Source organism: Photobacterium toruni, from assembly GCF_024529955.1.
In the GTDB taxonomy this organism is placed as follows: Bacteria; Pseudomonadota; Gammaproteobacteria; order Enterobacterales; family Vibrionaceae; genus Photobacterium; species Photobacterium toruni.
On record NZ_AP024855.1, the window covers coordinates 977,293 to 992,493 of the forward strand.

Here is a 15,201-nt window from a genome sequence, read left to right on the forward strand (position 1 = left end):
TTATTTTCGGATGGTTTAGTAGTGATGGATTGGACATTAGATCAGCTTAATGCGTTTGTTATTTCAGTAGAGCAAGGCTCTTTTTCAGGTGCAGCTCGACGAATAGGTAAGGCACAATCGCGTATCAGTACTGCAATCAGTAATCTTGAGGCGGATTTAGGGTTTGATTTGTTTGATCGTAGTGCGCGTTTACCGGTGTTAACCCCTGCGGGGGAGCAAATGTATGAAGAAGCAAAAGTGGTGTTAGCTCAGTGCGATCGTTTACAATCTCGTGCCTTGACGTTGACGAAAGGCGAAGAAGTATCATTGACGATTGCAATGGATGAAGCGACACCGACGACTGTATTTGAAGAGTTTTTTGAACGAGTTTCGGTTACTTTCCCATTATTAAAATTGACGATTATTAGTGGTTCAAAAGATGATATTGCAAGTCAAGTTAATGACTTAACTGCAGATTTGGGGATTTTGTTTTTTAGTAAGACATTACCAAATAGTTTGGAATTCACTCCTATTTGTGAATTTAATTCATCATTAATTGTTGCGAAAAACCACCCATTAGCAAAAATATCAGCACCAACAATGCAGCAACTAAGTCAATATCGCCAATTGTTAATTTGTGATCGAATGGGGTATTACCATACTGATGCACTTTCAGCTAACTATTGGCACATTGATAGTTATTATTCGATCACAGCATTTGTATTGAGAAATATGGGATGGGCATTTGTGCCTGATCATGTATTTAATTATTCAATTTTTAAAGATGGCGTTGTAAGGTTATCCATTGAAAATATTCCCACCTCACCTTGGATAGATATGGGATTGGTAAAGCGCCGTGATCAAGGCAATGGCCCAGTATTACGTTGGATGTATCAAGAACTTAAAACAATGTTTGCACAACACAACTAGCAACTTCTGATTTAGAGACGGTAGAAAAAATGAAAAATATGGTGGCAAGAGATCCTCTACCATTAATTATAGCGGGGCCTATTTTACGTAAAGCAACCGCTAAAGAATTAACATTATGGTTAGTTACAACCCGTCAATTTGAAGCTGATTTCAGTGTTTTCATAGGTACAAGTGAAACGCCTTTTTATGAGGCAAAATTTGACTCTTCTCATCAAATTCAAATTGGCAAGCAGGCATGGGTCGTACTTGCACATTTTAAGGGTGATTTTCCACAGAATATTCCTTTGGAGTACCAAATAACGACGGCTGAAGGCTTATTAACTGAATTAGTTCCTAATTTATTGTATGGCGATGAATCTCGATTACAGGTTGTTATTCAACAACGGGCTGATTACGTATTACATGGTTCATGCCGTAATCCGCATTATCCAAGTAAAGACAGTTTAGTTGCCGCTGATCATAAAGTGAGTACGTTAGCTGCGATGGAACGCCCTAGTTTATTAATGATGAGTGGCGATCAAATTTATGCGGATCATGTTGCGGGACCAATGCTGGATGCAATTGAACAAATAACGGTATTATTAGGCTTACCTGATGAAAGCTTTGAACAAGCAAAAATTGCAGATACGACAGCTTTATATCAACATCCGCATAAGCTTTACGGCCGTGATAAATTACTGCCACACTATATTAATAATGAAAGTGGGTGGCGGCATTATTTACCTACAACAACTCAGCCGATTTTTAGTTCGCGAGAATGTGAAAATCATTTAATTAGTTTCAGTGAATTTTTTGCAATGTATTTATTGGTATGGTCACCAACATTGTGGAAATTTGTTGATCGTGACCGTTTTGTTCGTAATGGGTACTGTAATGCAGGGGTTGCTGTATCACTTAAATGGCAGCAAACATGGCAACATGAAGTACCTATTATTGATGACTTTGTCGCAGGGCTTGATAATGTTCGTCGTTTAATGGCGCATATTCCAACCTACATGATTTTTGATGATCATGATATTACAGATGACTTTCAGCTAAATAGACGTTGGGAAACAGCGGCTTATAATAATCTATTTTCACGTCGTATTATTGGTAATGCTTTAATTAGCTATTGGTTATGTCAAGGTTGGGGAAATGCACCTGAAAAATTCACGCCAGCTTGTTTAGCCCTCGCGCGAACGTTTTTTGAGCAACCGACCACTGAGAAACACGATACGCTGGCAGCGTATTTCTACCGTTTTGAAGATTGGCATTATACCATTGCAACGGTGCCTAAAATTGTCGTGTTAGATACGCGTACTCGTCGCTGGCGTTCAGAATCTCGTGCCAATCGACCATCTGGGTTAATGGATTGGGAAGCATTGGTTGAATTGCAGCAAGAATTATTACATGAGCCTGCGGTGATTATTGTTTCTGCAGCCCCTATTTTTGGGGTGAAATTTATTGAAACTTTACAACGAATGATGACGCTATTAGGGCAGCCTTTAGTGGTAGATGCTGAAAATTGGATGGCACATCCTGGCTCTGCAAATACGTTATTAAGTATTTTTACTCATACTAAAACACCCACGACATTTATAATATTATCGGGTGATGTTCATTATTCATTTGCTTATGATATTACGCTTCGTAATTTGAAAGGGCAGTTTAAAATATTTCAAATAACCTGTAGCGGGTTGAAAAATGAATTTCCAAATCGATTGTTGCGTTTTTGTGATGTAATGGATCGGTGCCTTTATAGCCCTCATTCACCTCTTAACTGGTTAACTAAACGTAAGCGGTTACTAATTGAAAAACGGGATCCTGATATTGCGGGTCATCATCGGTTAATTAATCAAAGTGCGATTGGTGAATTATTTCTTGATCAGCATGGAGCACCTTTGATTATAGATATATTAACCGCTGAAGGTACGGTGATTAATTTTCCTGCAAAAGTTTCTTAATTATAAAACGGCAGTGTTTTTATTGTTGATATAAGATGTTATTAGATGATGATATTTGTTAAAAAATATAAATATAATTTATCGTATTTAGGATTGTATTTTTATAAATAAAACAGATTTAATACCGCATAACCAAAGAAAATGACCTATTATTGACTTTGACATGACGTTAACTGGATATGTTTTTCATATAAATCGTAGATACTGTTAAGGTTATATTTTAAGTTGGATTTTACAGGAGTTGATATGAAAAAAAGTATTATTGCTATCGCTATTGCAGGTTTAGTGCTTGTGGGTTGTGACCAAGCAAGTCATGATTCGGCAAAAGAATCTGCGGCTTCAGTAAAAGCAACCACGACACAAGTCAAAGATGATGCTGCTTCCACAACAGATACAATGCTTGATTCAACAAAGAAAGCGGTAAATGATTCTGCTGATACAGTGAAAAATACAGTTAACGATGCTGTTAATAAAGCGAAAGAAATGAAAAATGACGTAGTGGGTAGCTCTGATGAGGCGATGGCTGATTCTAAACAAGCCGTATCTGACTCTACGCATGTGATTGAAGATAAAACATCTGAGCTAAAAAATAGCGCAGAAGATGCAACGACTAACGCGATTGATGCATCGAAAAAAGTAGCAGATAATACCAAAGATGCGATGGAAAATGCAGCAACTGATGCTGCTGATAATGCAACAGAAGTAAAAGATACAGCTATTGATAAAACAAAATCAGCCATAAATGATGCTGCTGATATGATGAATAAATCTGTTGATTCAGCTGAGAAAAAAGTCACTGATTTAACAAATTAATCAATAGAATAAATAATAATATTGATACGTACATTAAGAAGCCGAGCATTACTAATAGAGTGCTCGGTTATTCTTTTTTTCACAAGGAGTTTACGGTGAAAAAAAAATATTTATTAGCCGCGATGGTTGTACTTGCGTTAGCAGGTTGTGATCAAGCAAAAAATAGCACAGATGTTTCTGCAACTGAACAGGCTGACGTGCATAATGCAAGAAATTCATTAGATTGGATGGGTGAATATAATGGTATTCAGCCTTGTGGTGATTGTTCTGGTATTGAGACGAGCTTAACGTTAAATAAAGACGGTACGTTTGTTTTAAATGAAACCTACCAAGGTAAAGACACGAAGCCATTCGTTAATAAAGGTAACTTTAAGTGGAATGATCGTGGTGACACCATTACATTGAATCTTACCAGTAACCAATCAGTGAAATATTTTGTTGGTGAGCATCGTATTTTCCGACTTGATAAAAATGGTCAGCGTATCACTGGCGATTTAGCGGATGCTTATACGCTTAAGCAAAATGATGACGATTAAGTAATAAGAAAATGCCCTGATGCCTCTTTATTGGAAATAGATATCAGGGTATGTTCTAACGACTTTATATGGCTAATAACAGACTAATTATTGTGAGCGTTGAATCTCATCATCCACCCAGCGTAATAATTGTTTAATCGCACGTGATAATACTTGATTTTGACGCACTATATAGCCAAGGCTGGTGGTTGGAAAATGTGGTAACGGTGTAATAGTGGTTTGTAGATGTAATTTAGAATGTAATGAAAAACTCGGTACAATAGCGACCCCAAATCCTGCTTCAGCCCAATCAATTTGAGCATCAACACTGCCCACTTCCATTACATGATATTTTGCTAATTGAAGGCTTGGTAACGCTAAATCAATCAATTCTCGAGTACGTGTATCATGGCCTAATAAGATGAGTGTCGGCTCTTCTGCTGCAAGAGATTGAGGTTCAATGACTGCATCAGGATCATGCGACAATTGTTGCCAACGTTCTAATCCATTACCGAGCGCACACCATTTAACTTGGCGTAATTCCATAAAGTGTAATGGTTGACTTTCTTTTTGGGCAATAACAAAACCTAAATCCGCTTTAGCACTTTTTACCAATTCTGTTGCTTGTGATGAGGTAGTATTAAAAAGCGATAAATCGATACCGGGATATTCTTTTTTAAATGCTTGAAAAGGGCTAATAAGTAATAACCGAGAAATAATATCACTGGCTGCAATAGTCAGGGTGCCTTGGTTTAGTTCATTAATCGCATTAAGATCTGCTTGGCAAATTTGTAATTCCATTAATGTGTTTTCGGCACTTTTTAGTAGTCGTTCTCCCGCTTGTGTTAAGCGAAATGGATTCCTTTCAATTAATTTGACGCGCGTGGTCTGCTCTAATTGTTTTATATGAAGACTAACATTTGGTTGAGTCATATGAAGCGAGGTTGCTGTTTTACCAAAATGTTGATGTTTAGAAAGTGCAACAAATGTATTAAGCCAATGCAAATCTATCATTTTTACCTTCTATATTGGTTTCAATGTTATTACTAGGTGCCATATTATCTGAATAAAGACAATAAGTAATGTACGGCATATAAGAGATTCTTATCAAGTTAATAACGATTATTAATTATTTTTATTGGGTTATTGAGCATAGGATAGAGTCATCACTTTTGAGGAGAGTTAATTATGTCGTCTATTGTTGTTGTTGGTGCTAACTGGGGTGATGAAGGTAAAGGTCGTATTGTTGATTATTTAGCAGACCAAGCTTCAGCAAGTATTCGTTTCCAAGGTGGTAATAACGCAGGTCATACTGTTGTTAACGATTTTGGTACTTTTAAACTACACCAATTACCAAGCGGCGTATTTAACCCCGATTGTATCGCTGTTTTAGGCCCTGGTATGGTGATCAGCCCAGAAAAACTAAGCCTAGAAATCGAAGAAGTAGCAACATCAGGTGTTGAAGTTAAACTTTGCATCTCTGATCGTGCAACACTATGTCTACCATTACACGCACTAGAAGATACACTAGAAGAACAACGTCTAGGTGACGGTGCTTACGGTTCAACACGTCAAGGTATCGCACCTGCATATGGCGACCGTGTAATGAAGAAAGGTATTCTTGTTGGTTGGTTAAAGCAGCCTGCAGTACTACTTGAGCGTATTCAATTCATGATGGATTGGAAATTGCCACAGCTTAAAGCGTTATATCCTTCAATGGAATTTACGCAAACGGCTGAAGAAATGACAGAGTGGCTACTTGAAGTGTCTCAACCTTGGCGTGACAGCATTTGTAACGTTACTGAGCCACTAAAAGCGCTACAAAAAGAAGACAAAACATTATTGTTTGAAGCACAACTAGGTGCTGGCCGTGACTTAGTTTACGGTGAATACCCATGGACTACATCATCTAACGTAACTGCAGCTTATGCTGGTATCGGTAGTGGTTTACCTGCTCTTCACCCTGAGCGTGTTATTGCTGTTGCTAAATCATTCAGCTCTTCAGTAGGTACAGGTACATTGATCACTGCAATGGAAGATCAAGACCAGTTCCGTGAAGATGCAAAAGAGTTCGGTGCAACAACGGGTCGTCCACGTGATATGGGCTACTTTGATGCAGTTGCAACACGTAATGGTATTGAATTACAAGCAGCAACAGAAATCGCATTAACTAAGATTGACTGCCTAAGCGGTATGAAAGATCTTAAAATCTGTGTTGCTTACGATGGCGATCACACTGAAAACCCAATTTGGCCACAAACTGCATCTCTAACAGCAGTATATGAGCAAATGATGGGCTGGGATGAAGACATTACGGGTTGCCGTAAGTTTGAAGAATTACCAGAAGGTGCACAACAGTATGTACTTCGTATTGAAGAACTAATGGGTGTGCCAGTTAAAATGGTATCTGTAGGTCCTGAGCGCGAGCAAATGATCCTACGTTAATCGTAGCGTAATTAAAAATTATAATGGGCGAGTTACTCAGTAACTCGCCCATTTTTTTATTTGTCTATTTATATATAACGTAAGTACAAACAATCAATCAATATAAGCAGTGTACTTATAATTAGAAGGTACGTTATTAACCTCGAAACCTCGAAACCTCGTCTTCACCTTCCATACTGCTCAGCAGTTATACGGATCACATCAACCACAACATTGCTTGCTGCTTGTAATGACGGCACAGGTAAATATTCATAGATAGAGTGGAAGTTATGCGCACCGGTAAAAATATTCGGGCAAGGTAAACCTTTTTGAGATAACACCGCACCATCATAACCACCACGCATCGGGGTTGTTTTCATTTCAATATCATTACGAGCATAAGCTTGTTTGGCGATTGCAATCGGAAAACTGGCATCACCTTGTAAGCTATTTGCTACATTTTGATAACGATCTGCAAGAGTGATAGAAACCGCAGCCTTGCCCCATAACGCTTGGCAATTTTCGGCTAAGGTGGCCAAAAATTGCATTCGTTGCTGATAACCTTGTTGTGTGAAATCTCTTACATCCATTTTTAATACGGTTTTAGCACTGTTACCGCTTAGATCTTTGACCCAATAATAACCTTCACGACCATCAGTATATTCAGGGGCCTCTCCTGCTGGCAGCATCGCAATAAATTTGTGTGCCATTAACAGTGAGTTTTTAAGTTTACCCTTTGCTGACATCGGGTGAGCTGATTGACCTGTAAATGTGACGACAACATCACCCGCATTCCAGTTTTCATCAACAAATTCACCAATACCACAACAATCTAAGGTATACCCAAAGTCTGCACCAAAAGCCTCAACATCAAAGGCTTTTGCTCCCCGTAAGCCTTGCTCTTCGTCTGGAACAAATGCGATCTTAACGTCGCCATGCTCAATATCAGGATTATCAATAAGTACCGTCAATGCGTGCATAATGGCAGCAATAGCAGCTTTATCATCTGCGCCCAATAAACTGGTGCCGTCAGTGACAATAATATCTTGATTTTGATATTGGTTTAGCTCTGGAAATTCAGCTTGTTTGAGAACGATATTTAATGCGGAATTAAGAATAATATCACCGCCAGTGTAATTAACGATGTGGGCATGGGTATCATTACTTTGTTCTGCGCTGGTGTCTAAATGACCAAAAAAAGCCACTGTAGGGATCGTTTTTGAACTATTGCTCGGTAAGGTTGCCGTTAAAATAGCACTTTCACGTAAGACAATATTTTGTAAACCGAGTTGAGTGAGTTCAGCAGCTAATAGTGTCGCTAATTCCATTTGTCCTAACGATGAAGGCATAATACCAGCAGCACCATTTTCACGATTAGTGGTGGTATTAATGCGCGTGTAATTTATAAAACGATCAACAATATTCATTATATTCATCCTGAAGAAGACATTATTGAGAGTGGTGTTTCTAAGCACTCATAATGAGGGTGAATATTCCATTATTTATTGTTATTAACAAGAGAATTAATATGATGATTACGGTGTTTTGTGAGCTTAGTAGGATCTTAATCGTGAACGGCTAATGAAGTCGCATTTAAAGAGAGTATGACAAACCATCAATGTTTTTCTTGCTGTCAAAGTACGTGAGATAACAATATTACGTGTTTGTATTACGCATTATAATTTGATGCATCATGATGAATATTTTCAACTAACGATAAGATCAATTACACTCAATAATGTAACTTTTCACTGCTTGCGCGATATGCTGAAAAAATTAAAATAGTGGTTTTTTATGAAGAAATCAGCGTTACCACAAAAAATTTGTGTCGTGTGCGGACGTCCTTTTTCATGGCGAAAAAAATGGCAACGATGCTGGAATGACGTTAAATATTGCTCTGAGCGTTGTCGCAGACAGCGACACTAATCTATCTTACAATTTTTGCAGCGTGATTTTCCGGTAAATAAATAAGAAATTTTGTAGCGATTACGGGCAAAAAACAGATAACATTTATCGGCAAAAAAACGAATGATAGGCCAGCGTAATAATGCTAACCATTTTTTCTTTCCTATTGATTTCCAAGCAAGATAAGTAACATCTAGCCCAAGTAATAATTGTGGTGATTGTTGAGGATCAGGAAAATATAACCCATGTAATATTGTTGATGCGTCAGTAATATTTATATAGGGAAAACGTTGATTAAAATCAGCGGCAAGAATATCTTCAAATGAAAGTTGTTGATGATTATTGTGTGTTTGTAGTTGGCGCATTTCGGCAATACAAAGTGGACAACTGCTGTCATAGAATATGATTAATTTCATAAGATCCTCCTAATATCTATTAATAATAGCGACTAATCAGTATTCTTTTGCTGATTTTATCATTTAAGGTTACATCGACTGTAAAACCTAGGATAATAACGGCAATCTATCGTTAATTTTCTATTATGATGATTAACGAGAAAAATTTAAACAGCTAGGATATTGATTATGCGCGCTTTCGTATTACGAGCCCGTTCTGCTCCAACAGACAGTAAGATGTTATTAGCATCCGTTGGACAAGATGCTCACACTGAGATTTTGGCTCACGTTTTAATGAATGCTATTTTTGTAGCGCAATCACATCGTGAAGATATTATGGTGCATTTAGTTCTTGAAAGTACTCAAGACTTTTCTCGCACGATCAGTTTCAATTCAAATGAGATCACTAATTTATCTGGATTTCATGAGCAAGCTTGGTTGGATAAAATAGCGCATGCGTTAGATAAATCCATTGGTATGAATAAAGAACAATTGCGTAATGTCGAACCTGGTATTTGTGTTCGCACTATCAGCTTTGAGAAGTTAGTTGGTGAACTTGCAGAAGATTATCAATTATACATGCTTGATAAAAAGGGTGACTTTGTTCGAGATATCGAACTTGCCGCAAATCCTTGTTTTTTACTGACCGATCATATGCCAATGCCGAAAAAAAGCTTTAATAGCTTAAAACGTTTAGGTGCAGAAAAAATTAGCTTAGGGCCAAAAATGTTATTCGCTTCGCAATGTATCGTATTAATACATAATGAGTTGGATCTAACGCTATAATTTTTATTGTTATTAGTTGGTAATAAATAAAAGCCGTTAAATGACTGTTGATGTTTCAACAGATTATTTGGCGGCTTTTTTTATTGCACTAAAAGTGAATAATTATGCGCATGGTTGGTTTTATATGATTTTTTATGTGATCTTGGTTGCAATAATGTAACTATAAGTAGATAATATCGCAAAATGGCATATAATCGTTTGCCATTTTTTTATAGCCAATAATGTTCGTTTTATTTATATGAAAATTAAGATACTAAATATGGAGCAAGATTAAGCTTGAGCTTGTAGATGTTCAGTGTATTTTCAGTATTAAATACCAACGGTATTTCAAATCAAATAACAATTATTACCGTTAGCCTATATGGCCCCTTTATTAGGAAATAATATGCAATTATCCTCTCAGCCTAAAGGGCTTTTTCACCTCATAGCAATACAGATGTGGGAATTCTTTAGTTATTACGGCATGCGGTCGTTATTAATTCTCTTTTTAACGCAAAAACTTTTAATGTCTGATGACCATGCCTATGCTCTTTATGGTGCTTATACGTCATTAGTTTATGTGACCCCTATTCTTGGTGGTTACTTAGCTGACCGCTATTTAGGTAATTATTGGTCAGTGATTATTGGTGGTTCACTAATGGTTGCTGGGCATGCTGTATTGAGTATTCCTAGTCACGACAACACGATACTTTATGCGGCATTAGCATTGATTATTTGTGGTTATGGTTTTTTTAAAACTAACTCAAGCTGTTTATTGGGTGAGTTATATAAAGACCATGAAGAAGCACGTGAATCTGGTTTTTCTATTTCCTATATTGGCGGTAATGTTGGTTCAGCATTAGCTCCGATATTCTGTGGTTACGCTGCGAGTCGTTGGGGCTGGAACGTAGGTTTTGCACTTGCAGGTATCGGTATGCTAATCGGTTTAATTATCTTTAGTACTGGTCGTAAACACTTTGCGCATGTTCAAAAAGTAAATTTACCAGCACTTCGTCAAAAGACTGCAGGTTTTAGTCACTGGCAACTGATCATTTTGGGTGTGATCGTCTGTGCCGTTGGCTTAGTGTTTGTATTACAAGATTTGCTCGCTGGTTATATTCTTGCTGTTATCTTAGCTTTCTCTGCATTACAGATGTTTCGTTTATACCGTAAGAGTAATACAGAAGATCGTAAGAAATTAAATGCAATAATTTACTTTATGCTATTTGGTATGGTGTTTTGGGCATTTGATCAACAAGGTGGTAGCTCTATTAGCTTGTTTATTGAACGTAATATTGATACCGATATCTTTGGCTATCATATTCCTACCGCATTTTTCCAATCAGTAAACCCTGTTGCAGTTATTGTTGGTGGTATTGCTGTCGCTTGGTTATGGAAAGTGTTGGCATCGCGTCAAATATCTGTACGTACGTTAACTAAGCTGAATATGGGTTTATTCCTGCTTACTGCTGGTTTTAGTTTAATTGCTTTATCGTCTAAATTAGCGATGGCTAGCGGTCATACAACATTCCTATGGTTGTTTATTGGTTTATTCTTAATTGGTATTGCCGAGCTATTTATTGATCCCGTAGCGCTATCTGCAATCACACGTATGAACCCTCAAGGTGCAACGGGTACCGTCGCGGGTATTTATATGCTAATGGGGGGCTCAGTTGCTAACTACTTAGCCGCTAATATTGCCGAATTAACATCAACAGGTACGCAAGCAACTAATGCTGCTGATTTGATTGCATCTGCTGCTCAGTATCACCATGTGTTCCAATCGATCTTTATTGTAACCGTTGTGGTCTTTGTGTTGGGTTTACTCGTAAATTTCAAAACGCGTAATGAACCTGAATACGAATAAGGTCTATTGTTAGAAAAGGTCGGTAATGTAAGCTATTTTTAGCTGGCATTATCGGCCTTTTTTTTAGATAGTTCATAGTAAAGGATCATGTAAATGAATGATAAAAAGCAATATGCGAAAGTTCCTAGTAGTCGTTTATCTCGCTTAGCTAAATTAGGATCATTAGCCACGAAGGTTGCATCCGGCATGGTCGCTGAAGGAGCAAAGCAATTAGCCACAGGGCACCGACCTAAAGTGAGCGATTTAATATTAACGCCAACAAATATTAAACGTGTTGCTGATCAACTGGCTGATTTACGCGGTGCGGCAATGAAGGTTGGACAATTACTCTCAATGGATAGTGGGGATATATTACCGCCTCAATTAACAGAGTTGCTGTCTCGCTTGCAAGCAAATGCAAAGCCAATGCCGATTAGTCAGCTTAACCATTCGCTGGAACAACAATGGGGGAGTGATTGGCAACAGCAATTTAGTCAGTTTTCCTTTTATCCCATTGCTGCTGCATCTATTGGGCAAGTGCATAAGGCCACAACACAAGACGGACGTCTACTCGCTCTAAAAATTCAATATCCTGGGATTAATAAAAGTATTGATAGTGATGTTAATAATGTCGCTACGTTATTAAATATTAGTGGTTTAGTTCCAAAACAAGTCGATGTGTCTGAATTATTGAGTGAAGCAAAAAAGCAACTGCATGCAGAGGCTGATTATTTACTTGAAGCGCAATATGTAAAAAAATATCAGCAATTATTAGCGACGGATAGCCGTTATGTACTACCAAATATTGCAGAGGATTTGACTACTGAACATATTCTTGCAATGACATTTGTTGGTGGGGTTGATGTTGATCAATTAGTCGATCAACCTCAAACTGTGCGTAATCATGTTATTGAGTTAGCTTTTAGCTTATTGTTTCGAGAAATCTTTGAATTTAGGCTTGTACAGACAGATCCTAATTTTGCTAATTACCGTTACGATATTGAGGCTAAAAAATTAGTGTTACTTGATTTTGGCGCCACTCGGGAATATTCCGAAGTGATTGCAGAAGGTTATCGGCAATTAATGGCGGGAGCAATTGTTGATGATCAATCTCAAATGCTGGCCGCATTAAAACAGATTGGATTTTTCTCTCAGCCAATTGAACCGCAAGCACAACAAGCGTTATTAGCACTGTGTGTACAAGCTTGTGAGCCATTGAAATATCAAGGTGAGTACGATTTTGGCCAATCAACTATGGTACGTCGAATTCGTGATGCAGGCAGTCAATTAAGCATGAAACAAGGTTACTGGCATACACCGCCTGTTGATGCTATTTTTTTGCACCGTAAATTAGGAGGGTTGTATTTGTTAGCGGCAAAATTAAAAGCACGTGTAAATGTCCATAAAATATTTTTATCTTATGTAACTGAATAATTATATAGATAGACGTAATTATGATGAGTCAAGCGATCCATATTTAGAATATCAGTTATTATTTTGAGTAATTTATACTTTTCTCAACAATGACTATACTTGTCGCTCCTTATTAATTTGTATGACAAATGCCCAAAGAAAAGTAAAAATGTTATGACTGGTAAACACATCTCTTATGCAGTACAAAATATCGAAGGATTTTCTTTTGATGCAACCGATATATCGAAAATAGCTTTAGTTACCGAAGGTGGTGGTCAACGCGGTATTTTTACCGCAGGCGTATTAGATGCTTTTTTAGAAGCTGATTTTAATCCATTTTCGTTGATGGTGGGCACATCAGCGGGATCTCTTAATTTAGCGTCGTATATTTGTGGTCAATATAAGCATGCTTATAAAGTTATTACACAAGCGACGACAGATCATCATTTTTTTGATGTTTATCGCTTTATCTTTGGTCGAGAAGGGTTAGATCTTGACTGGTTAATGAAACAAACACGCACCAACCTAGAACTTGATTGGCAGCAAGGACGTGAAAATATGCGCTCACGTACAGTGCTAGCATCAGCAAGTGGTGTGACAAGCCATCAAGCGACGTATTTTAATTTAAACAGCGATAATTGGTCTTTGGCATTAAAAGCTTCTTGCGCTGTGCCCGTTTTAAATAAACAGCCGATATTTTCTCAAAATGAGTTTTGGGTTGATGGTGGTTTATGTGCGCCTATTCCAGTACAAGAAGCTTATGAACGCGGTTATCGTCATATTGTTGTCGTACGCACGGTACCAATAGATACCTCATTTGATCATTGTTGGATGACAAATATTCGTCGTGCTTTAGGGCATTCTAAAGCGGCAGGTATGATTGAAATGTTGTTAGAGCACGAAGATAATTACCGTAAAACTCAAGAGTTTTTAAGTAATCCGCCCGATGACGTGACTATTTTTGAAATTTATCCGCAAAAAACGTTGAGTTCAAAAATGATCGGTAGTGATTTAGCATCACTTGAGATGGATTATCATTTGGGGTATCAATCGGGTAAATATTTTTTAAATACTGTTGGTCGTCATATTAATATCAATATTAAAGAAAAACCTTCTAAAATAAAAGATAACAATGAAGAAGAACCTGTTGATTTAATGAAATATGCTTAATGTTAAAATTTGAAGCGTGTCATTTCAAGGTGACATATTTGAGGTTTTTTTACTAAGAAGTTGCGAATAAATGAGCCAGAAAAATGTTGAGTTTTCAACCAAGGAGTCGGTGTTTATACAGTTAATGGAAAATGATGTTCACAGTATGTGGTTGCAGCGAAAACAAAATGCATTTAGTGGTAAAGATGGTGTGCAGATCCAATGGATCAGTGTAACTAATCCGATAAATACGCGCTGTATTGTGATTGTGAATGGGCGTAATGAAAGTTTTTGGAAGTATCAAGAAATTTTCTTTGAATTCTCGCGACAGGGTTATGATGTTTATGCGTATGATCATCGAGGCCAAGGTGCTTCTGGTCGATTAACAACGGATCACGAACTTGGTCATGTGCATAGTTTTGATGATTATGTTGATGACTTACACACATTTATTACTAACATTGTTGATAAAGAAAGAGTATATCAGCATCGTTTTTTATTGGCTCATTCAATGGGTGGGGCAATCAGCACTCTTTACTTAGAAAAATATAATAGTCAATTTGATGCCGTCGTCTTAAATGCCCCTATGTTTGGTATTCATATGCCAGTGCCGCTAAAATTAATTGCGTCATCCATTGCTAAGCTTATGGAGCACTATCAACATGAGCCATCATATGTGCTTGGGCAAAGGTGTTATCATGAAGAGCCTTTTGAAAATAACACGGTCTGTCAAAGTAAATTACGTTATGTTTGGGCTAAAAATTTATATCAACTCCATCCAGAGCTGCGTATCGGTGGCCCAAGTCCGCGCTGGTTATGGCAAGCAATTGAAGCGGCCAATCATTGCATTCGTGATGTTGAAAAAATAACCATTCCAGTACTTCTTTTACAAGCGGGTAGTGACACTATTGTTGATAATAATAGCCATCTTCGATTTTGTGGGCAGAACGAAAATTGTCATATGAAAATTATCCGTAATGCGCGGCATGAAATTTTGATGGAAAAAGATGTTATTCGAAATCAGGCATTGTGTGAAACACTGGCTTTCTTTAATCAATTTATAGTGTAAATCGATTAAAAATCAACAAACATCTACATATTAGAATAAACAGCGCGGCGGTATT

General features: G+C 37.5%; 14 protein-coding genes. 11 read left to right on the forward strand and 3 right to left on the reverse strand.

The genetic code is table 11. The annotated features are described in order from the left end of the window. Positions 1-24 precede the first annotated feature (24 nt). From OC457_RS18520 to OC457_RS18535, 4 genes are all read left to right on the forward strand, one after another. Complete coding sequence (locus OC457_RS18520) at positions 25-909, forward strand: LysR family transcriptional regulator (RefSeq protein WP_080173917.1); 885 nt, start codon at positions 25-27, stop codon at positions 907-909. Positions 910-938: 29 nt separating this feature from the next. Continuing rightward, positions 939-2,852 carry a hypothetical protein gene (locus tag OC457_RS18525; RefSeq protein ID WP_080173916.1) on the forward strand — a complete coding sequence of 638 codons (1,914 nt, stop codon included), beginning with the start codon at positions 939-941 and terminating at the stop codon, positions 2,850-2,852. Positions 2,853-3,098: 246 nt separating this feature from the next. Next, positions 3,099-3,665, forward strand: coding sequence for a hypothetical protein (locus tag OC457_RS18530; RefSeq protein WP_080173915.1), 567 nt, complete (start codon positions 3,099-3,101; stop codon positions 3,663-3,665). A 95-nt stretch (positions 3,666-3,760) separates the two neighbouring features. Continuing rightward, a complete protein-coding gene (locus OC457_RS18535) occupies positions 3,761-4,201 on the forward strand; it encodes a copper resistance protein NlpE (RefSeq protein ID WP_080173914.1) in 441 nt (146 codons plus the stop codon). An 87-nt stretch (positions 4,202-4,288) separates the two neighbouring features. Here OC457_RS18535 and OC457_RS18540 read toward each other — a convergent pair whose 3' ends face one another. After that, positions 4,289-5,194: a LysR family transcriptional regulator gene (locus tag OC457_RS18540; RefSeq protein WP_080173913.1), complete on the reverse strand. Its 906-nt coding sequence runs from the start codon at positions 5,192-5,194 to the stop codon at positions 4,289-4,291. Between the two features lie 174 nt (positions 5,195-5,368). Here OC457_RS18540 and OC457_RS18545 point away from each other — a divergent pair, with 174 nt between their 5' ends. After that, positions 5,369-6,625 (forward strand): adenylosuccinate synthase, encoded by a 1,257-nt coding sequence (locus tag OC457_RS18545; RefSeq protein ID WP_080173912.1) that lies wholly within the window; start codon positions 5,369-5,371, stop codon positions 6,623-6,625. A gap of 164 nt (positions 6,626-6,789) precedes the next feature. On the opposite strand, the gene pepT is transcribed toward OC457_RS18545, so the two are convergent. Then, complete coding sequence (gene pepT, locus OC457_RS18550) at positions 6,790-8,031, reverse strand: peptidase T (RefSeq protein WP_080173911.1); 1,242 nt, start codon at positions 8,029-8,031, stop codon at positions 6,790-6,792. Between the two features lie 367 nt (positions 8,032-8,398). Here pepT and OC457_RS18555 point away from each other — a divergent pair, with 367 nt between their 5' ends. Continuing rightward, complete coding sequence (locus tag OC457_RS18555; protein WP_080173910.1) at positions 8,399-8,530, forward strand: DUF2256 domain-containing protein; 132 nt, start codon at positions 8,399-8,401, stop codon at positions 8,528-8,530. Here the strand turns inward: OC457_RS18555 and OC457_RS18560 are convergent. Next, positions 8,527-8,925: a thiol-disulfide oxidoreductase DCC family protein gene (locus OC457_RS18560; protein WP_080173909.1), complete on the reverse strand. Its 399-nt coding sequence runs from the start codon at positions 8,923-8,925 to the stop codon at positions 8,527-8,529. The genes OC457_RS18555 and OC457_RS18560 overlap by 4 nt on opposite strands. A 168-nt stretch (positions 8,926-9,093) precedes the next feature. On the opposite strand from OC457_RS18560, the gene trmY reads away from it, so the two are divergent. From trmY to OC457_RS18585, 5 genes are all read left to right on the forward strand, one after another. After that, entirely contained in the window at positions 9,094-9,690 is a 597-nt protein-coding gene (trmY, locus tag OC457_RS18565) for a tRNA (pseudouridine(54)-N(1))-methyltransferase TrmY (protein ID WP_080173908.1), read from the forward strand. A 385-nt stretch (positions 9,691-10,075) separates the two neighbouring features. Next, positions 10,076-11,536, forward strand: coding sequence for a peptide MFS transporter (locus OC457_RS18570; RefSeq protein ID WP_080173907.1), 1,461 nt, complete (start codon positions 10,076-10,078; stop codon positions 11,534-11,536). A 93-nt stretch (positions 11,537-11,629) separates the two neighbouring features. Beyond that, a complete protein-coding gene (locus OC457_RS18575; protein WP_080173906.1) occupies positions 11,630-12,949 on the forward strand; it encodes an ABC1 kinase family protein in 1,320 nt (439 codons plus the stop codon). Between the two features lie 153 nt (positions 12,950-13,102). After that, positions 13,103-14,098: a patatin-like phospholipase family protein gene (locus OC457_RS18580; protein ID WP_080173905.1), complete on the forward strand. Its 996-nt coding sequence runs from the start codon at positions 13,103-13,105 to the stop codon at positions 14,096-14,098. Between the two features lie 70 nt (positions 14,099-14,168). Continuing rightward, a complete protein-coding gene (locus tag OC457_RS18585; protein ID WP_235866904.1) occupies positions 14,169-15,146 on the forward strand; it encodes an alpha/beta fold hydrolase in 978 nt (325 codons plus the stop codon). Positions 15,147-15,201: the final 55 nt, after the last annotated feature.